Origin of the sequence: Lactococcus sp. NH2-7C (genome assembly GCF_029953655.1) — a bacterium.
In the GTDB taxonomy this organism is placed as follows: Bacteria; Bacillota; Bacilli; order Lactobacillales; family Streptococcaceae; genus Lactococcus; species Lactococcus lactis.
Window position 1 is genome coordinate 393058 of record NZ_CP124538.1, and the last position, 24237, is coordinate 417294.

Sequence of the window (24237 nt, forward strand, 5' to 3'; positions counted from 1 at the left end):
TTTATATTAGTTATCCATTAAAAATTTGTCTTTCCATAGTTACGAGAATTTCACCATGACTGTTTCCTGTCATTATACCTTCTTGTCGCCATGTGTTTTCCACCATAGATATTACTTTCCAGCCTTGTCTAGCGAATGCGTTTAACATTTCTTCCATAGGTTTTGTTTTTGTATCTCCAATAATCATACGATCACGAAACTTCAATACCTTATATTCAAATTTAGGAAGATTGGTGTAAAATTCTTTAATTCTTTCGTTTTGTATATCTTTATCTTTTTTGGATAGTTCTATTTTTGTTAATTCTTGTAGAGCATTTCTTTGGCTCTGTAACTCTTCTAAATCTATATCTACATCTTTTAAAAAATCTAAAAAATTAATTTGAGAGTGCAAAAGAAAATTATAACTTAAAAGTTTATTTACTATTTCTTTAACTCCTTCTGGAGTTATATCTGTAGCAATTACATTTTTACTGTTTTCTATGAATTTGTCGTATAACTCTTTGTCTGCAAATATAGGTTTTTTTATATCAATTGCAGTCTCTTTAACCTCATCAAAAAAATATCTAATTTCCATATCATACTCCAGTATTTTTTATTTAATTATATCTCTTTTTTAAATAAAAAAACAGCTCATAAGAGCTATTTTTATTTTAATGACTGTCCAAATTCCCATAGTGATAACACTTTTTCTTGTTTAGGCTCATCGACGCTACCATCATTTGATATAATTTTTGCACCAACCACAGAAACAACTGTAGAAAAATCATTACTAAGGATATCTGCCAAAGTATATGAACCAGTCGATACTAGCGTTTTTACAAAGTCTAGAAATTCAGAACGAGCTTCTGAGACTGTCATTGTTCCTTTTTTTCGTCACCCGTAACTTCTTTTGAACCAGTAATCGTTTCAAAAACATCTTTAATGAAATTTTGCAGTCCCCAAGCAGGTACACTTGCCAAAATTGATTCTTCTGTTACCTTTGAACTATCGAATAAACCAGCAATGAAATTAATCCGTTTTTTATAAACGTCTGAAATAGACATCTTATCAGCGTTTTTTTCAATTTCAACTGCCATATCCCAATAATCAAGAAGTTTTTGACCGCTAACATGTTCTTGAGTAACAGTAAACTCACCATCTTTATCACGAAGAGTAATTGACAACTTAGTCATTTATTACTCACCTCCTGCAGGTGCTGCTACCATTAAAGCATCAGCTTCAATTTCTGAAATACCAGCTGCATCAGTAGAAGTTCCAGTCCCTACAAAGGTAGAGTAGTACAATCCGTTGTCATCAGAACCAATGGCAAAGCTAATAGCTTCTGATGGTAGTTCGCTTTGTTTCCCTTGTACTGTATTAAATTCAAGACCATCAGAAGAGAACATTCCGTCTACAAATGCCATTAAATAGGGATTACCTTGAGGGGTAACATCTTCCAATAGAATTGAGCAGTATGGAGAAGTACGGTCTGCAGTAGCTTTATATACACCATTAGTAGAGGCTACAATTCCAAGTACTGCGTTTTTAACTTTTTCTGGAAAGTCCATGATGTCAAAGTCGACCTTACCATCACCTACCCCTTTTCCAGAAATAGCATACACTTTATTTGAAGAGTAAGATTTTACAGCATCAACTGCTAATCCTGAGACTTTAGCGGAAACCATCCCACCATTATCTTTTTTTCCTTCAATTACAAATTTATTTGTATTAAGAACGGGATCGCTTCCGTCTTTAATACGAATTGTTAAACGTTTAAAACCAATAGGTACTGACATTATTTATTCTCCTTATTTTCAATAATTTTCATAAAGATTGCTATTGCCTTCATAAAACCGAGCATCCACATATCTTTTTGTATCGCTAAAATATTCATCTAGTCCGCCATTCATCTGGAAGAATCCTTTTGTTTTTAGAATATTTTCAACTGTATTCTGTAATTTTTTTACTGTTAATCGGTCAATTGCCTCTATGCTGACCTGATAGACAAAATGTTTAGCTAGTGAATCATTGCTACCCATAGCTGTTTGTTCTGGTGGACCAGTCGGAGTAATTGTTATACTTGTTGAGCTTTCAGATAAATTTTCATATCTTGAATAACTTTTAAGCCCACCTGTTCTTTGAATTGCTAGAATATTAGGGTCATTAGCTAAAGCTTGCATAAGTTCACTTAGCATATCATTCATTTTAGCAACTCCTTCAAATTATCTTGCGCTGTCTTAACAAATTTTTGTCCTTGAGCATTTGAAAATCTTTGTAAAGCACCAAAACTTTTATAACGATATGATTTACCATTTCTGACAAAACCATTATTTTCAAGATGAACAAGTCTCCAATGCTTACCGTTGTTACCTATCTTTATGACAGGGAATCCTGATGTTCTAGAAACATTCCCTCTAACAACACCAGCTACTGTATCACCAGAATTTGCAAATTGAGAAAGGGTACTCTTTAAATCAACTACAGCTTCATCCGCAGCTGCTTTAAGTGCATCACTTTCTATCTTCTTCACACGAGTTTCACTAAACTTTTCTCTCAATTTTGCTTCAATTTCTTCAAATCCTTTGATTGTCATTGAACTACTCATTAAGATTTGTACCTCCAAGTATTATTTTTAAGAAAGTACGATCATGAAAATCTGGCTGAATATCGATGATATTCCATACTTTATTTGCATATCTCGGATCATCAATAATCACTTTGTCATCGTTTTTAGGTTGATAACCAGTCATTGGATCACGAATTTTAAGCGTCGCACCATTCTTAACGTTTTGATTTCCCAATATCATTAAATCTTTATTACTAGGGGAATAAACATCTGCGTAGGTTTTAAAAAGAACAATAGGATCACCACCTCTCCCGTCAAATGACGTATCAAGTCCTACTCCTTGAAATGTAACTTGCGTTCGCATTGTTCCGTTATTGGTACGATTAGACGACTTAAGCATTTTCTGAGATTTAATCATGTTATTACCTCATCAACAGAAGATTGATTGGCCAAAAATACATCACGGATATTTTGCTTATAATTATCCTTAAATTCATCTAAAGCATCATTGTAAGTATAACGTGAACGCTCAAAAATTAATTCCTTAACTTCTGGATCACTTGCATCAGGCACTCCAACTAATCTAAGAATTGAGGTATAAGAGGCTATGAGCATATCTGTTAAGTTAGCAAGTTCGTCAGAATCATTAGTACTGATTCTCATTCTTTGTTTGAATGAATTAAGGTTATCATTGGCCCAAGTTTCTGCAGTACTCATATTTAACTCCTATTATTTATCTTCTTTTTCCTCCACTTTTTCAACAAAACCAGGGAGCTTTTTTTCAAGCTCCTTGAATCTTGCTACGGAAGCCTCAAAAACTTCATCAACTTCACGTCTAACATTTTCCTTTAAATCATCAAAGACAGCTTTTACTTTTAATTTCATTGACTACTCCTTACCCAGCAGGCACGGCCGCAATTGTAACAAGCGCTGAAGCGTTATTATCTTTTGGTTTGCCCCAATAGAATGATTTGGTAGTATAAAGTTGAAGATCTTCAAGAGCAAACGTTTGGTCAAATTCTTGCATTGTCATTTTTCCACGATAAGCATTATATCGATTTGCAACAAATACAATTCCTTTACCAGCAGGTACGGCCATTGATTGGACTACAGAGATGTTGAAAGGTAAGATATCAACCCATACTCCATTAGCATTCAAATATAAGAACATCGCAGTGAAATTGTAATAATCTTGAGGATTAACCAAAATTTTTGCTTGCCCAGCAATATTAAGAGGAATGCCTTTTTCGCTGAATGACAATTTTTTCATGATAGGTGCTAGAATTTTAGCAGCTTGTTTGGATACATCTTGAGAATTTTCTAAAGCAGCAAGCGGTGAAAGGTCGGCTGATACTGTTTTATCCCCATATGTAGTAGTTCCATTTACAACTGTAGCATCTTTGATTAAACCAACAGGTTTGTTATTTCCATCTCCAAGTACTAAAGCTGTTTCGAGAGCAACTGCAATTGATTCTGATAATTGCAAGACAATAAATGTTTTCAACCAATCATAACTATAGTCAAGAGCATCTTTAGGGATAACAGTAAATGCAGTAAGTTTATTTTGAGAAAAATCATGTTCTCCGAAGTTTTGGTTCAACTGACCTTGGATATCGCCAGTGAATGTCCCCCATACTGCTAATCCACCGTCATAGATTCCATCAGAAGTAATCGCTTTTGTACGAAGTCCCATATCTTGGAAATTGATAACATCAAGTAAAGGATGGGCATAAGTCAATTCGTCAAAAACTTGATTGATAATTTCAAGAGGCAAGGTTTTTTCTACATTTCCAACACCAGAAGTAATATCGTTAAAGAATTTTGTTTCTTCTGCTGACATTACTTCAGCAGAACGAGATGACATTAGAGAGTTGATTTTTTCGTTTGTTTGATCAGCAAGTTTTTCAACAATTTCAGTGCCCATAACTTCCATAGTCTGTGCAAATAATTTTTGTTGTTCTTTTTCATCTGCTCCGTTAGCAACTGCATCTGTATATTTTCCAACAGCTGCTGTGTAATTAGGTAATTTTGTGTAATCCATTATTAAATTCCTCCTAGGAAAAGTGGTTTAAATTTTTGATTTTTAAGTGGCTTTTCTGCCGAGTTATTAGATTTTTTCGCTAATGGTTCTTCATTTGGTTCTTCACTTTCAAAAGAAATAAGTTGATCTAAACGATCTGTTATCCCTTGATATTGTTCTGAATCCAACTTGAATTCTTGCGAATTATTAGTTTCATTTTTAATTTGAGCCTTCATAAAGTTTTTGAGCTTGGCAATTTTATCGCTGGAGAAAGTCTGGTCCATTGATGCCATCATTTGAAGGGGTGTTTTTACTTCTTCGAATGATTTTTCATCTGCAATTCCTGCCTCTACTGCCTGATCTGCAGAATAATAAGTTTCTTCATCCATTGCTGCTTGCGCTTCTTCCAATGTACATCCCATTCTTTTAGCGTACATTTTAGCAATGCTAGAACTCATTTCTTTCAATACATCAGATTGTTTAGCCATATCGCGATAATCGCCTTGATTAACTGACCAAACATTATGAATAACAATGGTCGCTGCCGGAGATACTGCAATGTGTTCAGCGGCCAACATAATGACACTAGCAATAGATGCGCAAAGCCCTGTTACCTCTGCAGTAATTTTTCCTTGGTAGTTCATCAATAAAGTATAGATTGAACTTCCTGTACGTACCGAACCCCCGCCTGAATCAATTGATAGTTTGATATCTTCACCGTTCGCTTCATCTAAAAATTCTTCAACTGACTTAGCGTTAATATTTTCTATTTCTAGAAGATCATAAAACCAAGAATCATCTGAGTCAATAACAGGCCCGTGTAAATTAAGAGTTTTCACTAGGTACTCCTTCCTTTTGATAATTTTTTGTCATAATGAATCTATCTCCATCAGGAATTGGAGGTAAATTAGAAGCCTCACGGACTTCATTTACTTTAACCACACCACTTGAACCAACTTTATCAATTGCATCTGCACGGTCAAGGATGTTAATTGTTTTAAATCCAGTCATTTGTAGGGTATTACCAACTGAATATCCTGATTTTTTAATTAAAATACTTGCAAATCCTTCTGATAATTTGTTCCCTAATGGAATCACTGCAGATTCAATTGCTAAATCCAAGTTTTCAGAATTATTAGCAGTTTCTCCAAGCACTAGTGCCGGAGGAATTCCCAACAATCCTGCTACTTCTCCAATAAAAACTTTTTTTAAAGACCAAAAGTCAGTAATCTGATTTTGAAGTGTTGCGGACTTGCTAGAAGAAATTTCATCATACGAAGACTTTGCTTTATCATCTGCAGGAATAAAGACAATAGGATCATTCATCATTTTTTCGTATAAGGTTGTCGCATATTGTTGCTGTAATTTTATTCTTTCATTATCATCAATCTTACTAGTAACAGGAATGCTAATTTTTGCTCTAACTTGCCCTACACGGAGCTGATTAGCAATTAAGATTCCAAATAATTTCCCATAATCATCCCATAGACTATCAACATATTTTTTTATACCAATATTGTCATTATCTAAGTGAAAACAATCCACTCCTTGAATAAAGGTTCTATTAAAATATTTTTGAGCGTATGGTCCAGAATTAGGAGCATTAGAAACTTTGCTATTGGAGAAGTTAACTGTCACTCCCGTGTATGTGTTCCCGTCAAGCGAATAGTTTGTTACAAAATTATCAGCAATATAGAACTGATCACCATCCTGTATAACTAATAACTCACCATTTAACAGCTTTTTTATCATTGAAATTTTGAATTCACTAGCTGTTTGGTTAGGATTCGGTCTCATATTTAAAGCATAATCAAATTTAGAATCTGTAATCGAGCTTTCATTCTTAAATACAAATTTACCTTTAGAAACAGTTCTTGCTAAGTAAGAAACACAAGATTCTAAAGCAGCATTCTTAATACCAAGCGTGATTTGTGCATTAAATAATGCGTCATACCCAGTTAAATCGGTTGTACTTAATTTATCTTTTACAGATGACCAAATGTCTGAAAATAGTCCCACATTTTCTCCTTTCCGTACTTTTAATTCAAGTTTAATGGAAAAGTAGAGCGAAAAAGTAGCGTTTTTATAAATAAAAGGCTGCCCATTGGACAACCTGTAATAAAATATAATAAATATAGTTGACTAATATGGGCTAAGCCAGAGCATAACCTGCAGTGCATGCATTGTTAAATACTGCTTCACGAGTAACTCCAGTAGCTTTTCCCGTATAAGTAAAGCTAAACCCTGTAGTTGTTGGTTTAAAATCAGTCACTTCAAAAAAGCGATAAGTTTGTCCGTTGTTTGTAAATACGATTAATTCCATTTTTTCTCCTTTAATTTACATAAAATATAATTCAGGATAACGGGATTGAACCGTTCTATTCTAGCTTATGAAACTAGCGTGACGCCTTGCCACCCATCCTGTTTGATACGAGGTTTTACATACTATTAAACGGAAAGCCTCGTTAACCATTTAATACTGAACTCCTAGCTTTGAAGTCCACAATAGCAAGTCAGGGAGTCGAACCCTGCGCACTCTCCAGTGGTGATTTCCTTGCTACGCTGGTTTTATCGTCCAGCAACGTCTCGCTACGTAAAGTAGCCGCTAACAATAGAAGTATATCCAACTGAACTAATTGTTATTTGTTTGCTTTCGCTGATAACTTCATAAGTAAATTATCTAATATTTTTACTCTCAAAAAGTATCGTTTATCCAATAAACCAACCCAAATTATCATAAAAATCTGTAGAATCCACTTCATTTAGTAAATCGGCCTTAAACATTGCTGCTTCAAAAGCTTTAAATCCATCTGTTTTTCGTCTGACATCTTCTTTTTTGATATATTCCACATTCCCATCTTTTTTCAAATGTCTAAGTACATTATTTGTGTACCAACGCATCATGTCATTATCACCAAAATTAATTTTTTGATTAGCGAAACTGTCCTCAATTACCGTTGATAATTGCGCATCAATGGCTCTAAAGTTACGAATGACTTCCACACGATAACCAAGCGGTTCTTCAAATTTGCCATTCCAAGAGACTTCAAACCCAGCTTCTTCAAATTTAGGTTGTAAATACTCCCTCATTTTATAGCCATCTCCACAAATAGTTTGGAATTCATAGCCTTCTTCATCACGCATACGAACGAACCAATCTACAACGTGCTGTGCATCCATTGATGGTTCATCTAATACTGTGAGCAATCCCTCATCTTCCCATTGTCTAATCGGGGCAAATCGTCGCTTACCATTAACATTTTCATTTGGTTTTGAATAGCTATATATTCTATCGACAAATTCTTTACGAACGAATGAATGAGTTTTGAAAACATAATCCCCATCAACCTTAAACAAAGCACCGACTGCAATAAAGTCACGAGTAGAAGCAAAGTCAAATCCTCCAACTGCTGGTAAATTTCGGAGTTCCGGGAACTCTTTTTTTGTTGCTTTTAATTCTTCATAGGTTGCCACGCTTCTTTCAATGTCAGTAACCGGCAGGTTCATCCGTTTAGTCATAAATTCATCACGGCCACTCGGGTTAACCTCTAGTTTTTTATATTGTTTTGTAACCTTTTTATACAATCTTTTCGCATAACTGCTCATTGGAAGAGTAAACATAGGATTAGCCATTTCCCAATTTGTTGGATTATCGACTTCTTGCTCATCGTTCAGTTTGCAAATAAAAGGAAATAATTCATCAAAATCAGCATCTCCTTTGAGTACCTTTTGAGCTAATTCCTTCATTTCATCAATAAATCCGTCCCGAACAAATCCATCTGTTCCTATGTAAAATTCTCGTGGATTAGCAACTTTACCAAGTCCCGAAACATAAACATCTGTTACTTTATGATCCTCGTATTGATGAATCTCATCAAAAATAACCGCTCCATCTCTTAGACCATCTTTTGTATTGCCATTGCTAGTTTTATAGCGAATAATTGATTGTGTATTGCGATTTCTTATTTCCTTTTTCCCCCAAATAAACATCTTTTGGAGTTTTTCATTAAGTTCGATCGTATCAAAGATTTCTTCAAAGCTCGTCTTAGCCTGTTCCTCGCTATTGGCCACTAATGATATATGATATTTTGGAATTCCATGCATGGGTGTTTGAAGATAGTTTGAAACTCCAGAAATTAATCCATTCTTACCGCCACCGCGACCCATCATGATTAGAAATTGCTCAAAAACAATATCCTCGCCGTCGCTCCAAAATAAAAAAATAAAGCTAATAATGAATTTTTGAAAGTCCTCTAGCTTAAAGTAAAAAGTCTCGATATATCTAATACATTTATTTATTTGATCCTCATTAAAGAAAATTTCTCCTTTTTCAAGTCTCGGTTCAATTTCCCTGCTGATATATGAGACGAGTTCTTCTCGCTCTTTGTTAAATTTAACCCTTTGTTCATGGTAAGAATCAATATAATCGCTGACGTATTTAATCAGCATATAAATCCTCCTCATTAAAATCATTATTTTTGCCCTTTTCGGCTCGTTTTTCCTCGAAAAATTCATCCAATTTTATAAGAGCTGTATTAATTTTTACTTTCTCAGAAATGGCAGGGTTTGGTTTCAAAAATTCTTGATTACCATTAACGACTTTTATCATTGTTCCATCTTTAGAAATAGATTTATCAAGGTTTCTGGATATTCTAACCAAACTACAATATCTCTCCACCTTTTCGATTTCTGAAGCTGATTTTTCATTAATTAGCCCTAATAATTCTATTTCAAGTTTGCTTTTTGCCATGGTTACCCCCCCTTTCAAAAAATTGGCTTTATATTTGGTTAAAAAACCCCAACCGGTCTGTGGTAAATTTGGAAATAGACCCAATTATTTTAGACCCGGGGGTATATTTTAATTATTTTTTTGTAATTTCCGAACAATAAAATCAGAATTCAAAAGTTTCATCATCAAACTGTTTGTATCTGTGTCTATCATGCCTCTTGTTGTGGCAGTCGTGACATAAGGTACGCAGGTTACTAGGCTCTAGTGCAAGCTCTGGATGATACTCAAGCTCCATAATATGATCTATCTCTAGTGTCGCAGTCTTAGCCGTTGTCACTCTGCCTTCTGCTTTGCACCATTGACATTCATTGTTATCACGCTTGAGTATCTGTTCTCTCATACGTCTCCAAGCTCCTGAGCAATAGAACCTGTGCCTTGCCTTTGGTGTGCTTACATCTATCATGATTCAATCGTAAAACAAAAACGCTACGAAAAAGTAGCGTTCTTTATATTATTCATAAAACATCTTAAGTAAATGACCACCGTCATATTTCTCAGCAAACTGTTGCGTTGCTTTATTATTTCTCGCAATGACTGCGCTCTTAGAGTAATACATATTCATTGTAATCTTAATGATTCCCCAACCATCAATGTAATAACGTTTAAATATCTTACGATCATCTTCATCTTTAATATTATCTAATGCTTCATTGATAAGCTGAGATTGCTTGGCATTCTTCTTATTGCGAATGATAATTCTTAGCGTCATTCGAACATCATGCCATTGTGCTTTCGTCAATTCTTTTGTCATATTCTAACTCCTGTTATGTTATAATAGTATTAGAATAAATCAGTTTTTAAACCCGTTCCCAGCGGGCTTTTTTGTTTATTTAATTATTTCAGTTTCATTGTCCTCTAATCTAATAATTACAACTTCTTTAATATCATTAGAATCAATAAACTCATCTGCTTGTTTCCTGGTAAAGAAATATTCTTCTTCCAGTTTCCCAATTCCAAACCATCCTTCACGCTTAAACAATACTTTATATTTATATAAAGCTTTGATACTTCCTTCAAGATAATGAATTTTTACACGAAGTGGTGCTAAATCTATTCGGTTATATAAATCTATACAACTTTCAATCTTAACTTCTAATTGAGCCAGACGTTTATTGGTAAAAACTATAAGAACCAATAAAATTATTATTGAGATAGATGTCATTATCTGTGTAATTGCTATTATCATTTTCCCTCCAGTTGAGTTTAGCGAGTTCCTAGCTCAGTATGTGATATAATATAACTGACCAAAAATATTTAAAAATATTATAATAAGTTGTTGTAAATTCGTATTTCGCTCGAGCTTGGTCAACTCGAGCTTTTTTGTTATAACTTATTTTTATTATGGTATAATGTAGTAGACCTAAATTTTAAGAATAAAATTTAAACCTAGAACATATAACTCGAACTTGGTCAGTTCGGGTTTTTTGTTATAGTTAAAGATTTTTTAATAAATCAAATTTCATAGTTATCAATTAATCAGTGGTATAATGAATGTGACCATTCAATAGTAACTAATAATTTTTACAACAATCGCTCAAGCTTGGTCAGCTTGGGCTTTTTTATATTTCCTTTTATTTAAGTCTTCTTGCTTGTACTCAATTGATAATAGTTTTAAAATAAAATTGTACAAACAATACAAACTATTTGAAGGAGGACTAACTCATGAGCTATGTCGTAGATAAAATTGGTGACTTCAGTGGTTATCATGAAGTACACAAAGGAACTTGCCCTAACCGTCCAAAAGTTAATGATTCATACCTTATTGACGGACATTTTGAAAATGATATCGAAGCGATGGAATACACTCGTAGAACTCATCCATCACTTCAAATTAGACCATGTTCATCTTGCATGGACACATCCTCACGTTAATTTTTGTTAATCCCTCGAAGCCCTCATCTTTGATTTGGGCTTTTTTTTGCGTTCAATCCGTATGTTTATCTTCGTTATTTGATAAATAATCGATAACATTAATTATGGCTACCATATAACCAATAGCAAAATCGGATTTCATTGGCTTGTTATTGCTATTTTCATTATTCAAAAGACTATTTGTAATATCATGTATTTGTTTAAGCTTAAATTGTGCTGATAGTTCTGCTCTTCCGATTTCGGAATTCATATAATTAATATCGTTTCTAACCATTCTCCACCTCAATCCATATGTTTATCAAGCCATTTTTCAGGGAACACGTTCTCCGACTCGTCAATGTATGAGCGTGGAATTCGTTTATCTCTAATGTAGCAACGACGACAAGAGCGTTCTTCATGAGTACCAAATAAATAAATTCTCCATTCCGACCACTTATGCCCGAACAGCTTACACATTAGTTTCATTGGTTGTCCTCCTCAAATACTGATTGCAAATATTCATCCGAATACGGGCACCAACCTTCGTCATCAGTCATTTCTTTTTTAAGTTGCTTCCAGTTTGAAAACTGACCAATAATAGAATCATAGTCTCCACACATCTCATAAGGAGCTTCAACTTCTCCTAATTCTTCTTCTGGAATATCTTCTGACATCAGATAAAATCCTCTGTCCAAATGATTTTCAATTACCCAATATTGTTTCATTCAATCCCTCCCCGCCAGTCATTGACCAGCGATATTAGTTTGTCGGTCATAATTACACCTCCCCAGTGCTACCAAAACCGCCTGTACGCTTTCCATTTGCGTTGTCATCGTCTGTTGTAAGGTATTTGACAAATACCCCTTGCATTATTCTTTGACCTTTAGAAATGGTTACAGGCTCTTTTGAGATGTTCATAAACAAGCCTTTAAATTCATTAGGATAGTAATCTGAATCGATAATTCCTACTGAATTAATCAATGCAATGCCACGCTTAACTGGATTACTTGAACGGTCGTATAATTTCAGTACTTCATCATGTCCGAGTTGAACAGCAAGCCCAGTACTTACCAATTTAATTTCATCAGGTTGAATCGTAACTGTTTCGCTTGCTGAAATGTCATAACCTGCGCTGTGTTTTGTCGCTCTTTCTGGAATAGTCGCATTTTTATTTAGTTTTACAAATTGTCTTTTCATTTTTATCCTTAATCTTTAACCAAAATTTTTTGTTTTTACTGCCCCACATTGAGGACACTTATAATAAAAAGTACCGCAACATCCGCAAGCATCTGGGAAGTCATCAAACCACTTCATTTCTATATCACATTTATCACATTTCATTCTCCGTCCTCCACAGGCACAAGCTCAATGAGCGGGTTAATCCATTCATATTTGTTAATGTACGGATTATAGTTCCAGTCTTGATTTTCTAATTCATTCCATTATGCTGTCGCTTCATGACATTTATAAATTGCACCGCCCATGATTTCAGCAAGCTCTAATTTTGTGAAACTATTTTGATTATAGTTCTCAGCATCAGAACCTTTGTATCTGTCAAAATAATAGTCACTTCCATTAAATCCAAGTTGTACAAGATATTTCCCGCCAGGTTGAAAAGCTTCGGCAAGCCTCACATAATATTTTTTCTCACTCATTCCGCCACCTCAATTTTTTCGTATGATCCAGTTTCCATGCTGTCGATTTCTCGCTGGGTGAATTGAAAATCTTTCTCTTTGCGAAGTTCGTACTGTTCTCCATACTTACTATAACCAAACGCTTTAAACAGATATAAACGTGTCAGCTTATTCTTCAAATAGAACAGCTGCGGTTTTTCGACTGTGTAGCCGTTGATTGCTAAATGGAAAAGGACAAATAGTTTATTGTTTAATTCTCCAAAACCAAATCTTTCATCTTTATGTTGAAATTCGTTTAACCAATCAACGCCTTCTTCCCCTAAAGAGCTATATAGTTTTGACCATGAACTTTCAGGATTATTCTTAAGAAGCTCTACAGTTTTCGCCACACACTCAGGTACGACTGGCAGGGCTTGCTGTTGGAGTTGGGATTTTAAATCAATGATTTGCGATTCTATTTTAGAACTTCTGATTACTTCCTTTTCATAGTTATCATTGAGATTACTATATTTATCCAATAACTCCTGAAATTCTTCATCAGAGTGCCAGTTTTTATAATTATCAAAAATCCAATTCGTTTCGATAAATGTTTTTCTCGTAAGCGAACATCCCTTTTGAGTGATATACATTGGTACTTTCTCTGAATTTAATTTCTCATTTAAATCTTTTTCAAATGTTTTAGTCATTTTTCGTGTCCTCCGTAAATAATTCTTGAATAATTTTTCCAATTTCTTCTTTTTCCAATTGGTTCAAATGAAATCCACATACTTCTGCTTCATATAATTCATACGCAGCAAGAGCAATACTCACATTTTTAAGCACGAATTCTTGCATTTGCTCTGCACTATAAAGCATTGTCCCTACTGGCAAATTTGATAATCCTTGGCTATCTTCTGATATAAATTCACCATATTCAAGAGAAGTTTCCTCTTTTACGACTTCCGCTACTGCTTCAATCTCGCTTAGTTTCATTTTGAATCCTCCAAGATAGCAGTAAAACTATTTCCATGCGCTTCTAAAACAAGTATTTTCCGGTTTAAGTATTCAAATGAAACTGCGTTAAGGTCATTGCCTTGACTAAATCGGAGTAATTCTTTTTCAGACTTATCTTTCAGAATTACATCTGTTCCTTTTTGCATTACTTTTAGTAAACTTTCAACTGTCATTTATACACTCCTAACCAGTACATCATCTAGCCAAACTTCTCCGATAAAGTCCTTTGATACTACAGTATTAAGAATTTAACTTGCTTTTTCAACCATTTTTTACTCCAAGTAGATGCATCAGGCAATGGGTATAAATTAGCATCATAGGCTTTAAAAAATAATTTTGTTTCATTAGAATTTTCAACATCAAGTAGAAATTCTACAGATTCAAAGTTTGAACCATTTGAAAATCCACATTTATATTTTTCAGTCCACTTCATTTCAACCCTCACTTTTTATATTTTCAATGAATTTATCTATTTGCATTAAATACTTATCAATTTTGAATTTTAATTTTGCTGAACATAGATGCAAAGATACTAGCAAAAATTGTTTTTCGTAATATAATGTATTTCGTATTTTTCTTTTCTGTGTTCTTGATATTTTTTGCATCTATTAGTTCACTTTGTCGCATTGACAGCATCGTCTGATAAGTCTTTAGTCTGTTGTGCATCAGTCACAGCTTGAGATAGCTCATCAGTCTTTTGTTGAGCGGCAATTAGCTTTGAGTTCAAATCATTAATCTGTTGCGCCATGTTCGCCTTATCTTGGTTCGCTTGATTTAATTGATTGGTAACATCAGATTTTTGCTGATTGAGTGCATTCAGTTGATTTTGATAATTAGCAGCTTGATTTTGCAAGTTTGAGTTATCTTGATTGATTTGGTCTTTCAACTGGTTAATTTGGTTGTTCAATTGATTCAGTTGCTCTGCATATTGCTGTGAGCTATTATTAGCCTGTTTAAGCTGCTCGTTTCGGTCTAGCAAGCATTGTTTCAAGATAGAAATATTCTGTTGCACAGCGACCATATTTTGATGCCCTGCCCATGCATTAGCTGCATAAGCTCCGAAAGTTGCTGAACCAAAGATTCCTGCTGCGACTACTGCTGTTGTGATTAATTTTTTATTCATTGTTTTTCCTTTATTTAAAGACACTGTCGTCTTTTCTTGAGTTTTCGATTGCCATTTGTGCTCTGATATTTCTTCGCAATCTACGTTCTTCTTTTGTTTCGTGCTTTCTTCGTTCACGATCGGTTATTTCATCAGAAGTCTTAGATTTTGAACCACCATAAGGCTTCCAACCTGGATATTTTTCCATCATCGCTTTTTCATTTACAATGGCGATTTTGACTGCATTCTTTTTCGGAGAATTAGCCATACCATTTTTAACCCAAGCAGCGACTGAATGAGGTGATACACAGAGCATTTTCGAAATCTCTTTTTTTGTACCAGTTCCCCTTTTTATCCCATTGAAATATACATCATAAATTTTTTCTAACCTTGCCATCTCCTGCCTCTTTCAATCCACTTAGTTTATTTTTCCATTGTTCGTGAAACCATTCGTCATCTTCATCAGCAACCCGATAGTTTTTTAAAACATCTTTATCTTTAAATTCCAAAACATTTTTTTCTTTTTGCGTTATCATATTAACACCTCATATTTTAGCTTTTAAGCGCTTTTAGATTGTTCGTGATAAATTATCCATTAAACGGTTTAAGCGAGCTAATTTATCTCGTAGCGCCCTAATCTTCTTTACTCTCAAGCAAACGAGCTTTGAACTGTTCAGACATTCTCTGGCGTTCCTCGTCACTTATATCTCGGGCGACGGTTAAGGAAACACTTTTATTATTTAAAGTTCCATGGATCTCAACTATTTGCCCTGAATTTTCATTTGTGACGATTCGGCCATCTTCTAAGAATTTTGAATATTTTCTTGCGAATTTCGGAATAGTACAAGAGATATTCCATTTTTCGTCATCAGCCGATTTATAAATATTAATCTCTTGACTATCTCCTGATAATGTTTGTTTCACATATTCATTTTTTATCATGTAAATTATCCATTTCTAAAGTTCAATTGCTAAACCTTGAATTAATTCTTCAAGTATTTTGTATAAATCTTTCCATTTCATTTGCTTTGAGTGGTTGTATTTATTGCAAATATCTAAGTAAAGCTGAGAAAGTTCGTGATTGTGTTTAGTTCGACCACTGATTTTCACAGACAATTCTTTGTGGTTAGCGTTGTAATTATTATTTCTTGCCAATCCATACAGCTTTTTTAAAGTGACAAAATTTGTTTTAATCATCCTCATATCTCGCTCTCCTCGAACATATTCATTCTTGCTACTTTCTTAGCAATTGTTATCGGAATTCCATATCTGTTAGCAAATAATTTTGCTTTCATTTTAAATTCAGGTAGGACCATGCCTTTTACATCAACAACTTTGATAATCTCGTTAGCTTCATTTCTGAAAACAAAGTCCGCTTTATAAGCTATTTCTCTATAAAGTTTTCCGTTCAATCTGAATTTATCCATGAGAACAAACTTCTCTTGCATGGTCATCCGTTCATCATTTTTATGTTGCAAATAGTAGATCGATTCAGCTTTGCTATCAAATACAATGCCATCTACCGTTGTTTTCTTTGCTCCATATTTTGAATTTTTAGTTTGCTGGAATTTCACTTGCTTCTCCAAATCTAGCAATTGCAGGAATTACTCCTGAATTTGTCAGTTCTTTATTTTTTTCAAAAAATATTTCGGTTGCTTTTTCATTGTCAATACCTTTAACTATTGCGATAAAAGTGATAGGACTTAATACTATTTCCTCTTCATAAGCTTTTTCAACATATCTGCAGTATTGTTTATGGGTAATCCCAGGAATAAAGCTACGAAAATACTCTGATAGCCCCTCATCAAGAGCACGTTTTTTAAGAGTCCAAGCCATTCATATATTCCTCGAATTCTTCCGCTGTCAGCGTTTCTTCGTCTTTTTCAAATCTTTGATTAGACCAGTTAGGAGCAGGTTTGATAACTTTGCTATTTTTAAATCCTTGAATAGGTGTTAAATCATAGTCATCTTCCCAACCTTTGCCGTTAAACCATGTGCTACCATGTTTTATATAGTTCTGTTGGGTATTTTTGATTCGTATTTCTGATAAATAGTTTTCAAGACCCGTTTTTATCTCTTCGTCTGTCGTTCCAGATTTTACAGCTCTTTTATAAGCTAATAGAGCTTTCGGTTTTCCTTTTTTGTTAGGATATATTTTCCAAAGATTATTAAATCTAGTTTCTAAATCAGACTCTTTATCGGACTTGTCCGATATATTATTATTTGATCTATTAATTGATTTATTAGATGATATATTATACTTACGATTCTTCGGTATACCCTCTAATGATTGTTCGGTAGGGGTATGCGGATTCTTCGGTATACCCCCTACCGATTTATCAACATAGGGATAAATATATCTCTTTTTAACTTCTCCATTTTCAAACTCATATTCTAATTTGATGTATCCTTTTTCTTCAAGACGCTTCAGATTAGCTGAAACTGTTCCTTTTGTCTTGCCGTATCTTTTGGCAAGATAAGCATTTGAAGGAAAGATACTTCCAAAAGAATTAGCCATTGTATAAATTTCACTAAAAAGAAGTTTTTCAAAATCATTTAAATCATCAGCTTCAATAATTGGTACTGGTATTTGGTTAAAAAACTTTGTGCTTTGTTCCATCACTTCGACCACCTTAGATTTCCAACATAATTATTTGATTTATTACCATCAATATGTTTAACGTTTGGCAGTCCTTCAGGGTTTGGAATGAATGATTGTGCTACCAATTGATGTATAAATGGCATTACTCGTTTTCCGTTATCGAGTGTAAAACCATATCTTGGCCGCTGGTCTGATGTGGTATTTATTTTTACTTTCTTGCGAATATTATCACTTATAACTTGTCTCAAATTTCCATGGCTGCTAATCTCATATTCACCTACTGGAATACCAACAATTTTTGGAGAGTTAATAAACTCAATTTTTTTCCACGTTTCAAATTCCATGTGTTCTTCCTTTCTTCTATATTTATTTCAAGTTTTCATTTCAAATTAAAAGCTGGCGATGAGTGGTTATGTGTAAACACTAAATACTCATTGACTTTACGGCTCGTTACGCCACCCTCCAGCTTTGACTAAATACGAAACTACCGCCCAAGGTAGCCTTGCTTAAAGTTGAATTATTTCTAATTCTACTGCTCAGGATTAGTGAGGACTGCAGTTTGCTCATAGGTTTAAATTAAATCTGAGTACGAAATTGTTTGAATATTTCGTTTTGTTGCTTTGCAATAGTTACATTGTTCGCATCTTACTGGAACTCTTCCATTCAATACTTCAATATATTTATCAGTAAATTCGCAAACCTCATCAAGCGAATCATCTAACCATTCTTGTGGAATAGTAATTCCAGCACTATCAGGAAAAGTTTCTTTAGTTACCGCATAAATAACTGGACTAATGTTCTTTCCAATTTTTTCATCGTCGGACTGTCTTAGTATTTCTTGATAGATAGCCATTTGCCATAAATATTTTCTTGCTTTAATCCAGCTCACTCTTCGGTATTCAGTTTCTGACCATTCTTTATCTCTGATAGAACCTCTGATTGTTTTGATATCAATAAATATATTTCGCTCTAGATTCAAACAATCTAGGAATCCATGAAATTCTATTCCTTGAATTTTCCCGAATATTTCAAGTTCTTTAACTCCTTGGTAGATTGTTTTAAACAACGGATCATTATCAAGCGTTTGAACCATTTTCTCAGCAATTTGAAATTGAGACTTCAGACTTCCTTTTTTAGTGAACATATCTGATTCATGCTCTAACTTAAACTCCTCTAAAGCCTTATTACTTTCGAAATATTTATGAACATAGCTTCCAGCATTCATAGCTTCAATTGTCGATGGAGAAAAAGTGGCTTGGCTATCCCATTCTCCAGCCATAACTGCAACAGCTTCGGCTTCGCAATCAGAAAATGCTTTTAAACTTGAAAAACTTAATCTTTTATTCATCAGCTTTTACCAATTGGGAACAATTCTTCCACTTCATCTTCCGGAATTTGTTCCTGACTTTCTGTAGAAGATTCGTTATGTGAAACTTCGGAAGTAACTGATTCATCAATTGAAATAACTGGCTCATCTGGCGTAACATCTTTAGCATTTTCAAAACGCTCACTATCATCTTCTGTGATTGCCGTTTGAATCATTTTTGATTCAATAGATGCTGGAGCATATTTAGTAAGCATGGCTTTTAAAACTGTTTTTTGAGCCATTGCATCAAAGTGGTCGCGCCACGGACCATTAGCTGATTTGACAAATTTTTTCTTGTGTGCCAAGACTTGCTCTTTTGACCAGTAAGTAACTTTTTTAAATCCATTAGCTAATTTCATACTTGCGAAATATCCAACTGCATCTCCGCTTGCTTGCTGACTAAAATCAAGTTCTAATTCTTCAAAAAGTGGGTCATAGCTTACAAATTGACTTTCATATACAATTCCACAGTTAAGACCAGTCAATTGGCCACTTCGTAAAGCTAATTGAATAAACCCTTTATATCCAATTTGAAATTGTGCTTCTCTCCCATAAGGAATTACATAAGCAAATCCAAGACTTGGTTCAATTGGTAAATCAAGAGTAGCTGCTTTCATTGCTGCAGTCATAACACTATTTGCATCAGCATTTTTTAAATTAGAATTACCAACTACTGATAGTAAACTTGCAACGAAGCCTTCCGTTTTTTTGCCTAGCACTTCTTCAAACTTCTTTTTTACCTCTGGACTTTTAAGAGTTTGTTGTGTTTTAGTGATTTGATTTGACATTTTTATCTCCTACTATAATTTTCTTCTTCAAAAATTGACATTTGAGGATTATTTTTTTCTTCCATGCTGTCGAATGCTTGTTTAGCATCTTCAAACAATGCATCATATTCAAAATTTATATCAATTGTGATATCACCAGTTTTTTCATTTTCTTTGTATGAAAAAGAATAGCCATTTCCGATAAGATAAAGAGCAAAATCTTTTGCAGTTCCTGACTGTTTTGGCTTGAATTTACCTTTTAATTTCTTTTCGACGCTCATTTAAATTCTCCGTTTCTTATTTTTTACATTTAGCGAATAGTTCGCTTGGTTGTATATCTAAACCAATACAAATTTTTTCGATAGTATCAAACTGGATGCTTTTACTTTTCCCACTAGTAATATTAGAAAGAGTTGATTGTGCAATACCAGTTTCTTTAGCTAGATTTAAAGCTCTCATATTTTTTTCTGCCAGTAAGGTTCTTAATTTCTGACTTATCATATTTTCTTTGTCCATTTAAATTCTCCATTTCAAATTTCTAGGCATTCGTGGTATAATTTAAGTAGAAGTTTTGGCGAATTTCCTACTTGCTCTGCGTGCCATGCAGGGCTTTTTTATTTTGTCAGTTCAACCGCTGCTTTATATGCATTTGACCATTCATAAAGCTGAGGGATGAGCGAATTTTGAAGGAAATCTTTTGAGTAAACTGAGAGTTTTTCTTTATAAAATTCCACTGACTCTTGATAAACTACTTGTCCAAGATGATTAATTGTTTTTACTTGATTTTTCATTTCATCACCGCCAACTTTTGACGAAATTCATCATTCTTTCGACGAATAATTAATTCTGTTTCGGCTGATTCAAGTTTAGCCTCAATGGTTTTAGCGTAATCCATCCACTCATTGCGATTTTCTTCCATCGCTTTATCATGAGCTAGCAAATCTTTATTTTCAGCTAAAAGTCTGTCATAATCAGCTAACTTAGCTTTTTCTTCTTCTGTTTTAAATCCAAACATAGTTTTTAATCTTTTCTAGCGGAGCGCCGCATTTAATTAATTAATTTTGTATGTGGAGGCCATATTATTTACCTCGTCTTTGCAATTGCAAATTTCGTGGTTCTTTGAACCATTCAATAACTAAATCTCTTGACCATTTTGTCCCTGATTTCCCGTAATTCATTTCAGCAAATTTCAAATGTTCTTTAAATGAAATTGAGAATGTGCTTTCATCCTTACACCCAATCAGCTCCATAACTTGTTTTTGAGTTAAAGCAAGAGGATATTTTCCATCATTGGAGATATAGTCATGCATGGAATCTAAAACAATTCCTCTAACTGAATCTCTCAGCTTTTGAATCATTTCTTCAAACATGAATTTTCCTTTCTAAGCAAGATCTTGCTCAACTACTGGCAGATATCCAGCTTTTTTAAGCTTGCGATATAAGAATTCTCTACCTTTTTGAGTCCAGCAAGTATTGATTCGTGTGTGTTGCTTTTTGTCAGAACCGATATAATTAAATGTACGGCTCTTGATATACCCTTTACCTTGAAATTTTGAATAAAGAATCCATTGATTATTTTGCTTATATTGAATTCGTAGTTTATTCAAAATTTGATTAAACTTAACAGCACTGATTCCATAATCCTGAGCAATTTGTTTTACAATTAATTCGTCTGGACTATCAAGAATCAAATCAAGGTATCGAGTCTTTTCAGTTGCTTCAGCAAGATCAAGACTGAGATGACTATTTTCTTTTTCAAGTTCAAGACGTGCTTCTTGCTCGTCTTTGAGTTTAGTGGCAAGCTGAATAATGAAGTCTGGACTTGTTAAAGTTTTTTCAATGACTTCATTAGTCATATACGCTCCATGCTTACGGATTGTCGGAAGGACTTCAACAGCCAGCCAATCTGTGAATTTTTCAGATACAGCATTGTTTGCTTTGAATGCAAGTTTGTAAACCATAGGTTCACTGATAAATGAGCCTTTTTCAATTTCCCCAGAAAGTTGGGGAAGATATTTATTAATAGTTTCCCAGCGAATACTCTCGTAAATTTTTCCGCTCTTATTTTGCTTTTGAGTTAAACCTAACGATTTTGCGACTTGTTCTGCACTAAATAGAACTTCTTCTCCCTCGACTTTAACATCAAGATTGAAAATTCCATTTGTGAAATTTTGTAATTTGTTCATTTCCTAAATCCTTTCTTAGCTTACTTTTGTATTTTGTTGATTAATCCGTTTCAGAAAAACCGAAGTGTCTTCTAAAAAAATAATATCAACAGATACTCCTAATGCTTTTGCTACTTTTTCAATATTTTTGTATTGAGCATTTCGGATAAAGCTAATATCTTTTTCATAGTTACCGATTGTTTTCTGAGTCAATCCTGCCTTTTCTGCGAGTTGACTTTGCGATAAACGATTTAGTTTTCTTAAATCTGTAATTGCTGTTGCCATACTGGCTCCTTTCTGTGTTTAAAATTTCTGCATACGCAGTAAGGGAAGTTCAGGAATCGAACCTGTTCGCCAGTCTCCCCTGCTCATTGTGAGTGATATCATAACTCCGTGCTATAATGTAAGTGACTAAACTAAAATTATATTGGAGGTTTTATGAACGAACAATTAGAAAAATTAGACTATGATATCATTGAATTTATCAAAAACAATCCAAACATTCATAAAGATAAAATAAGAGAACATTTTCCAAACATTGAAAGCCTTGATGAAAGACTTATGCTACTTTCAAGAAGTGAACAGCGCCAAGATATTCAAGGTAGACCACTAAAAAGTAAAGCTGGCTACATTATTCCTCTTTCGAAACTGGATACCTCTTTTCATCCTTCTAATAATTACACTGGTGAATACAAAATATCAGGAAAAGGAAAAAGAGTTCTTCAAGATCATAAAATTAGGTTAGTAGAAGATCGAAAATCATTTTGGATGAAAAGCATACTTACTCCAATCGGGGTATCTATAGCTACCACTATCCTCGCATTAATAATTACATGGATAGTAACCAAACAAATACTAAAATAATTAAATTAGTAACTAGGCTTGATATTACAGATATTATTAATGAAAACTTATATGGATGTTCTTCTTCATAATTCATTAAAAAGTCCGTGAAATAACAAAACCATTCCAGAAGTTTATCAATCATTTAATTTCCTTTGCCCCTCTGGGGCTTTTTATTTGCCAAACTTGCTACTTACGTCGCGGTGGATACGTCGTGTACCGTCATTTGAGCCTGTTCCGTCTGCCGTACTGAATGCTCCATGATTGTTCGCTTGTTTGACTTTATGAGTTAATTATACACTTCGGTTTTTCCGAAGTCAAGAGTAAAATTCACAAAAACCGAAAAATAATATAAAAAACAAGAAATATATTTCACTTTTACCGAAATATGTGTTATTATATATCTATGAAAAAGAATAATAGTAATGAAAATTATTTTGCTATCAATTTAAAATATCTTAGACAAAAAAATAATATGGAGCAATTAGAACTTGCTAATTTACTTGGGCGAAAAAGTTCTTCATCTGTAAGTGAATGGGAAAAAGGCAAGTACACGCCAAAAGCGGGTGTCTTAAATGACATCGCAAAAATATTTTCTATTCCATTAAGTAAATTAATGAATGAAAATTTATCAGAACAGTCAATTACGATTCTGGATAAAATAAATCAAATTAGCTCTGAACTTGACGAACCTCGTCAAAAAATAGTTCTTGATACTGCTTCTTCTCAATTGGAAGAGCAAGAAGAACAGAAATCTAAAATTGTTTCTATTAAAAACGATCAAGAAAAATTTGACCTTGCAGATTTAGTGGATGATAATAAAGTTGATTGGGACAAGTGGGTTTCATTTGATGGCAGACCTCTAACTGATGAAGTAAAAGAAGCTATGAAAAAAGCTCTAGGAAAAGAGCTAGAAGACAAATAGGAGGTTTCTATGAGCAAACAGGAGCTTTTAGAATATCTCCTTAAAGAAATTGAAAAATGTGGATTCAAAATATGTGATATTAAATCTATGCCACTACTGGCAGTTGTTAATGTTGATGCTAGGGTAATGATTTATAATTCTGATGAAGCAACTCCTTTCGAAGTTGCTCATGAATTGATTCATATCATTAATAAAGATAACCATCGTGGAAAATATTTTGATGCAATCAATCCACAAGAAGTTAGAGCAAACCACGAAGCGATTCTTCTGCTTTGGGAAATATTTGAAGCCAATGGGGGAAGCTATGAATATTTCAATGTGTTTGTGAATACAACAGATGCACCTTTTGAATTGGCTGAGTCAATCATCAAAAATGAATATTTAGAGCTGCATGAAGCTATCACTGAAATATTTGAAGATGAAATAAAAGTTAGTATAAATAAGCAAGAAATGCATGATTATATCGTAGATTACATTAGTTATTTTGATGTAATTGAATCTGTTAATATTTATCAATTTCTGGATCGTTATCATCTAAGCCATAATTTCTATAATATGGCAGAAATAGAGTTTCAGCAATTATTGGGAGCTGATTAATATATAAATAATGTGCGCCATCACTAAACTGGTAAGGA

The 24237-nt window shown here is 33.8% G+C and carries 50 protein-coding genes and 1 tRNA gene; 4 read left to right on the forward strand and 47 right to left on the reverse strand.

The window, feature by feature from the left end:
* Positions 1 to 10: 10 nt before the first annotated feature.
* From QJV49_RS01800 to QJV49_RS01890, 19 genes are all read right to left on the reverse strand, one after another.
* Positions 11 to 574 carry a DUF4177 domain-containing protein gene (locus tag QJV49_RS01800; RefSeq protein ID WP_225513043.1) on the reverse strand — a complete coding sequence of 188 codons (564 nt, stop codon included), beginning with the start codon at positions 572 to 574 and terminating at the stop codon, positions 11 to 13.
* A 71-nt stretch (positions 575 to 645) separates the two neighbouring features.
* Positions 646 to 858 carry a hypothetical protein gene (locus tag QJV49_RS01805; RefSeq protein ID WP_039116089.1) on the reverse strand — a complete coding sequence of 71 codons (213 nt, stop codon included), beginning with the start codon at positions 856 to 858 and terminating at the stop codon, positions 646 to 648.
* Positions 855 to 1172 carry a phage tail assembly chaperone G gene (gpG, locus tag QJV49_RS01810; RefSeq protein ID WP_216793126.1) on the reverse strand — a complete coding sequence of 106 codons (318 nt, stop codon included), beginning with the start codon at positions 1170 to 1172 and terminating at the stop codon, positions 855 to 857. The genes QJV49_RS01805 and gpG overlap by 4 nt, the downstream gene beginning before the upstream one ends.
* Positions 1173 to 1175: 3 nt before the next feature.
* A complete protein-coding gene (locus QJV49_RS01815; RefSeq protein ID WP_225513042.1) occupies positions 1176 to 1775 on the reverse strand; it encodes a major tail protein in 600 nt (199 codons plus the stop codon).
* Between the two features lie 18 nt (positions 1776 to 1793).
* On the reverse strand, positions 1794 to 2183 hold the full coding sequence (locus QJV49_RS01820) for a hypothetical protein (RefSeq protein WP_225513041.1): 390 nt from the start codon (positions 2181 to 2183) through the stop codon (positions 1794 to 1796).
* Positions 2180 to 2584 carry an HK97 gp10 family phage protein gene (locus tag QJV49_RS01825; protein ID WP_136122522.1) on the reverse strand — a complete coding sequence of 135 codons (405 nt, stop codon included), beginning with the start codon at positions 2582 to 2584 and terminating at the stop codon, positions 2180 to 2182. Before QJV49_RS01825 ends, QJV49_RS01820 begins: the two co-directional genes overlap by 4 nt.
* Positions 2577 to 2909, reverse strand: a complete 333-nt coding sequence (locus tag QJV49_RS01830) for a phage head-tail adapter protein (RefSeq protein ID WP_211753057.1) — start codon at positions 2907 to 2909, stop codon at positions 2577 to 2579. Before QJV49_RS01830 ends, QJV49_RS01825 begins: the two co-directional genes overlap by 8 nt.
* 50 nt (positions 2910 to 2959) lie before the next feature.
* Positions 2960 to 3262 carry a helix-turn-helix domain-containing protein gene (locus tag QJV49_RS01835; RefSeq protein WP_225513039.1) on the reverse strand — a complete coding sequence of 101 codons (303 nt, stop codon included), beginning with the start codon at positions 3260 to 3262 and terminating at the stop codon, positions 2960 to 2962.
* A 12-nt stretch (positions 3263 to 3274) separates the two neighbouring features.
* Complete coding sequence (locus QJV49_RS01840) at positions 3275 to 3430, reverse strand: hypothetical protein (RefSeq protein WP_167593704.1); 156 nt, start codon at positions 3428 to 3430, stop codon at positions 3275 to 3277.
* A 10-nt stretch (positions 3431 to 3440) separates the two neighbouring features.
* Positions 3441 to 4586, reverse strand: a complete 1146-nt coding sequence (locus QJV49_RS01845; protein WP_195363074.1) for a phage major capsid protein — start codon at positions 4584 to 4586, stop codon at positions 3441 to 3443.
* Between the two features lie 2 nt (positions 4587 to 4588).
* Entirely contained in the window at positions 4589 to 5404 is an 816-nt protein-coding gene (locus tag QJV49_RS01850; RefSeq protein ID WP_225513038.1) for a head maturation protease, ClpP-related, read from the reverse strand.
* Positions 5391 to 6584 (reverse strand): phage portal protein, encoded by a 1194-nt coding sequence (locus tag QJV49_RS01855; protein WP_058208910.1) that lies wholly within the window; start codon positions 6582 to 6584, stop codon positions 5391 to 5393. Before QJV49_RS01855 ends, QJV49_RS01850 begins: the two co-directional genes overlap by 14 nt.
* Before the next feature lie 133 nt (positions 6585 to 6717).
* A complete protein-coding gene (locus QJV49_RS01860) occupies positions 6718 to 6888 on the reverse strand; it encodes a hypothetical protein (RefSeq protein ID WP_192840979.1) in 171 nt (56 codons plus the stop codon).
* 30 nt (positions 6889 to 6918) lie between these two features.
* Positions 6919 to 6990, reverse strand: a tRNA-Met gene (locus QJV49_RS01865).
* Positions 6991 to 7274: 284 nt separating this feature from the next.
* On the reverse strand, positions 7275 to 9014 hold the full coding sequence (locus QJV49_RS01870; RefSeq protein WP_225513037.1) for a terminase TerL endonuclease subunit: 1740 nt from the start codon (positions 9012 to 9014) through the stop codon (positions 7275 to 7277).
* Positions 9004 to 9315, reverse strand: coding sequence for a P27 family phage terminase small subunit (locus tag QJV49_RS01875; RefSeq protein WP_023189099.1), 312 nt, complete (start codon positions 9313 to 9315; stop codon positions 9004 to 9006). Before QJV49_RS01875 ends, QJV49_RS01870 begins: the two co-directional genes overlap by 11 nt.
* A 142-nt stretch (positions 9316 to 9457) precedes the next feature.
* Positions 9458 to 9757 (reverse strand): HNH endonuclease, encoded by a 300-nt coding sequence (locus QJV49_RS01880; RefSeq protein ID WP_225513036.1) that lies wholly within the window; start codon positions 9755 to 9757, stop codon positions 9458 to 9460.
* Positions 9758 to 9805: 48 nt separating this feature from the next.
* The gene (locus QJV49_RS01885) at positions 9806 to 10093 is read right to left on the reverse strand and encodes a hypothetical protein (RefSeq protein ID WP_225513035.1); all 288 of its coding nucleotides are present in this window, start codon (positions 10091 to 10093) and stop codon (positions 9806 to 9808) included.
* Positions 10094 to 10180: 87 nt separating this feature from the next.
* Positions 10181 to 10540: a hypothetical protein gene (locus QJV49_RS01890; protein ID WP_225513034.1), complete on the reverse strand. Its 360-nt coding sequence runs from the start codon at positions 10538 to 10540 to the stop codon at positions 10181 to 10183.
* 476 nt (positions 10541 to 11016) lie between these two features.
* Between QJV49_RS01890 and QJV49_RS01895 the strand changes: the two genes are divergently transcribed.
* On the forward strand, positions 11017 to 11226 hold the full coding sequence (locus QJV49_RS01895; RefSeq protein ID WP_038600435.1) for a hypothetical protein: 210 nt from the start codon (positions 11017 to 11019) through the stop codon (positions 11224 to 11226).
* 52 nt (positions 11227 to 11278) lie between these two features.
* Here QJV49_RS01895 and QJV49_RS01900 read toward each other — a convergent pair whose 3' ends face one another.
* The 28 genes from QJV49_RS01900 to QJV49_RS02035 all read right to left on the reverse strand — a co-directional run bounded on the left by QJV49_RS01900 (position 11279) and on the right by QJV49_RS02035 (position 22119).
* A complete protein-coding gene (locus QJV49_RS01900; RefSeq protein ID WP_281449152.1) occupies positions 11279 to 11512 on the reverse strand; it encodes a hypothetical protein in 234 nt (77 codons plus the stop codon).
* Positions 11509 to 11691 (reverse strand): DUF1660 domain-containing protein, encoded by a 183-nt coding sequence (locus QJV49_RS01905; protein WP_225513158.1) that lies wholly within the window; start codon positions 11689 to 11691, stop codon positions 11509 to 11511. Before QJV49_RS01905 ends, QJV49_RS01900 begins: the two co-directional genes overlap by 4 nt.
* The gene (locus tag QJV49_RS01910; RefSeq protein ID WP_225513160.1) at positions 11688 to 11930 is read right to left on the reverse strand and encodes a hypothetical protein; all 243 of its coding nucleotides are present in this window, start codon (positions 11928 to 11930) and stop codon (positions 11688 to 11690) included. Before QJV49_RS01910 ends, QJV49_RS01905 begins: the two co-directional genes overlap by 4 nt.
* 52 nt (positions 11931 to 11982) lie before the next feature.
* Positions 11983 to 12402, reverse strand: a complete 420-nt coding sequence (locus QJV49_RS01915) for a dUTP diphosphatase (RefSeq protein ID WP_225513161.1) — start codon at positions 12400 to 12402, stop codon at positions 11983 to 11985.
* A gap of 15 nt (positions 12403 to 12417) precedes the next feature.
* Positions 12418 to 12546 carry a hypothetical protein gene (locus tag QJV49_RS01920; RefSeq protein WP_281449153.1) on the reverse strand — a complete coding sequence of 43 codons (129 nt, stop codon included), beginning with the start codon at positions 12544 to 12546 and terminating at the stop codon, positions 12418 to 12420.
* A gap of 101 nt (positions 12547 to 12647) precedes the next feature.
* Positions 12648 to 12860 (reverse strand): hypothetical protein, encoded by a 213-nt coding sequence (locus QJV49_RS01925; RefSeq protein ID WP_225513163.1) that lies wholly within the window; start codon positions 12858 to 12860, stop codon positions 12648 to 12650.
* Positions 12857 to 13525, reverse strand: a complete 669-nt coding sequence (locus QJV49_RS01930; RefSeq protein WP_225513165.1) for a DUF1642 domain-containing protein — start codon at positions 13523 to 13525, stop codon at positions 12857 to 12859. Before QJV49_RS01930 ends, QJV49_RS01925 begins: the two co-directional genes overlap by 4 nt.
* Positions 13518 to 13811 (reverse strand): hypothetical protein, encoded by a 294-nt coding sequence (locus QJV49_RS01935; protein WP_225513166.1) that lies wholly within the window; start codon positions 13809 to 13811, stop codon positions 13518 to 13520. Before QJV49_RS01935 ends, QJV49_RS01930 begins: the two co-directional genes overlap by 8 nt.
* A complete protein-coding gene (locus QJV49_RS01940) occupies positions 13808 to 14005 on the reverse strand; it encodes a DUF1125 domain-containing protein (protein WP_225513167.1) in 198 nt (65 codons plus the stop codon). The genes QJV49_RS01935 and QJV49_RS01940 overlap by 4 nt, the downstream gene beginning before the upstream one ends.
* A 59-nt stretch (positions 14006 to 14064) precedes the next feature.
* A complete protein-coding gene (locus tag QJV49_RS01945; protein ID WP_225513168.1) occupies positions 14065 to 14265 on the reverse strand; it encodes a hypothetical protein in 201 nt (66 codons plus the stop codon).
* Between the two features lie 180 nt (positions 14266 to 14445).
* Complete coding sequence (locus QJV49_RS01950) at positions 14446 to 14955, reverse strand: hypothetical protein (RefSeq protein WP_225513170.1); 510 nt, start codon at positions 14953 to 14955, stop codon at positions 14446 to 14448.
* Between the two features lie 10 nt (positions 14956 to 14965).
* Positions 14966 to 15331, reverse strand: coding sequence for a DUF658 family protein (locus QJV49_RS01955; RefSeq protein WP_225513171.1), 366 nt, complete (start codon positions 15329 to 15331; stop codon positions 14966 to 14968).
* The gene (locus QJV49_RS01960) at positions 15306 to 15470 is read right to left on the reverse strand and encodes a hypothetical protein (RefSeq protein WP_225513173.1); all 165 of its coding nucleotides are present in this window, start codon (positions 15468 to 15470) and stop codon (positions 15306 to 15308) included. The genes QJV49_RS01955 and QJV49_RS01960 overlap by 26 nt, the downstream gene beginning before the upstream one ends.
* Positions 15471 to 15567: 97 nt before the next feature.
* Complete coding sequence (locus QJV49_RS01965; RefSeq protein WP_225513174.1) at positions 15568 to 15876, reverse strand: hypothetical protein; 309 nt, start codon at positions 15874 to 15876, stop codon at positions 15568 to 15570.
* A gap of 15 nt (positions 15877 to 15891) precedes the next feature.
* Positions 15892 to 16131, reverse strand: coding sequence for a DUF1031 family protein (locus tag QJV49_RS01970; protein WP_225513176.1), 240 nt, complete (start codon positions 16129 to 16131; stop codon positions 15892 to 15894).
* A gap of 2 nt (positions 16132 to 16133) precedes the next feature.
* Complete coding sequence (locus tag QJV49_RS01975; protein ID WP_225513177.1) at positions 16134 to 16508, reverse strand: DUF1064 domain-containing protein; 375 nt, start codon at positions 16506 to 16508, stop codon at positions 16134 to 16136.
* The gene (locus QJV49_RS01980; RefSeq protein ID WP_281449154.1) at positions 16489 to 16770 is read right to left on the reverse strand and encodes a hypothetical protein; all 282 of its coding nucleotides are present in this window, start codon (positions 16768 to 16770) and stop codon (positions 16489 to 16491) included. Before QJV49_RS01980 ends, QJV49_RS01975 begins: the two co-directional genes overlap by 20 nt.
* Positions 16754 to 17554 carry a helix-turn-helix domain-containing protein gene (locus tag QJV49_RS01985; RefSeq protein ID WP_281449155.1) on the reverse strand — a complete coding sequence of 267 codons (801 nt, stop codon included), beginning with the start codon at positions 17552 to 17554 and terminating at the stop codon, positions 16754 to 16756. Before QJV49_RS01985 ends, QJV49_RS01980 begins: the two co-directional genes overlap by 17 nt.
* A complete protein-coding gene (locus QJV49_RS01990) occupies positions 17554 to 17880 on the reverse strand; it encodes an HNH endonuclease (RefSeq protein WP_167593159.1) in 327 nt (108 codons plus the stop codon). The genes QJV49_RS01985 and QJV49_RS01990 overlap by 1 nt, the downstream gene beginning before the upstream one ends.
* Before the next feature lie 227 nt (positions 17881 to 18107).
* The gene (locus tag QJV49_RS01995) at positions 18108 to 18884 is read right to left on the reverse strand and encodes a PD-(D/E)XK nuclease-like domain-containing protein (RefSeq protein ID WP_225512932.1); all 777 of its coding nucleotides are present in this window, start codon (positions 18882 to 18884) and stop codon (positions 18108 to 18110) included.
* The gene (locus tag QJV49_RS02000; protein ID WP_225512931.1) at positions 18884 to 19690 is read right to left on the reverse strand and encodes a recombinase RecT; all 807 of its coding nucleotides are present in this window, start codon (positions 19688 to 19690) and stop codon (positions 18884 to 18886) included. Before QJV49_RS02000 ends, QJV49_RS01995 begins: the two co-directional genes overlap by 1 nt.
* A gap of 2 nt (positions 19691 to 19692) precedes the next feature.
* A complete protein-coding gene (locus QJV49_RS02005; protein ID WP_225512930.1) occupies positions 19693 to 19950 on the reverse strand; it encodes a hypothetical protein in 258 nt (85 codons plus the stop codon).
* Positions 19951 to 19966: 16 nt separating this feature from the next.
* A complete protein-coding gene (locus QJV49_RS02010) occupies positions 19967 to 20185 on the reverse strand; it encodes a helix-turn-helix transcriptional regulator (RefSeq protein WP_225512929.1) in 219 nt (72 codons plus the stop codon).
* Between the two features lie 98 nt (positions 20186 to 20283).
* Positions 20284 to 20460 (reverse strand): putative transcriptional regulator, encoded by a 177-nt coding sequence (locus QJV49_RS02015; RefSeq protein WP_032943269.1) that lies wholly within the window; start codon positions 20458 to 20460, stop codon positions 20284 to 20286.
* Complete coding sequence (locus QJV49_RS02020) at positions 20457 to 20684, reverse strand: hypothetical protein (protein ID WP_225512928.1); 228 nt, start codon at positions 20682 to 20684, stop codon at positions 20457 to 20459. Before QJV49_RS02020 ends, QJV49_RS02015 begins: the two co-directional genes overlap by 4 nt.
* A 64-nt stretch (positions 20685 to 20748) precedes the next feature.
* Entirely contained in the window at positions 20749 to 21039 is a 291-nt protein-coding gene (locus tag QJV49_RS02025; protein ID WP_023188819.1) for a phage protein, read from the reverse strand.
* A gap of 12 nt (positions 21040 to 21051) precedes the next feature.
* Positions 21052 to 21855, reverse strand: coding sequence for a phage antirepressor KilAC domain-containing protein (locus QJV49_RS02030; protein WP_225512927.1), 804 nt, complete (start codon positions 21853 to 21855; stop codon positions 21052 to 21054).
* 15 nt (positions 21856 to 21870) lie between these two features.
* Complete coding sequence (locus QJV49_RS02035) at positions 21871 to 22119, reverse strand: helix-turn-helix domain-containing protein (protein WP_021468383.1); 249 nt, start codon at positions 22117 to 22119, stop codon at positions 21871 to 21873.
* Between the two features lie 153 nt (positions 22120 to 22272).
* Between QJV49_RS02035 and QJV49_RS02040 the strand changes: the two genes are divergently transcribed.
* The 3 genes from QJV49_RS02040 (at position 22273) to QJV49_RS02050 (ending at position 24199) form a co-directional block, all read left to right on the forward strand.
* Complete coding sequence (locus QJV49_RS02040) at positions 22273 to 22698, forward strand: hypothetical protein (RefSeq protein WP_225512926.1); 426 nt, start codon at positions 22273 to 22275, stop codon at positions 22696 to 22698.
* Between the two features lie 385 nt (positions 22699 to 23083).
* On the forward strand, positions 23084 to 23602 hold the full coding sequence (locus QJV49_RS02045) for a helix-turn-helix domain-containing protein (protein WP_225512925.1): 519 nt from the start codon (positions 23084 to 23086) through the stop codon (positions 23600 to 23602).
* Positions 23603 to 23611: 9 nt separating this feature from the next.
* Positions 23612 to 24199 (forward strand): hypothetical protein, encoded by a 588-nt coding sequence (locus QJV49_RS02050; protein ID WP_225512924.1) that lies wholly within the window; start codon positions 23612 to 23614, stop codon positions 24197 to 24199.
* The last annotated feature ends 38 nt before the right edge of the window (positions 24200 to 24237 follow it).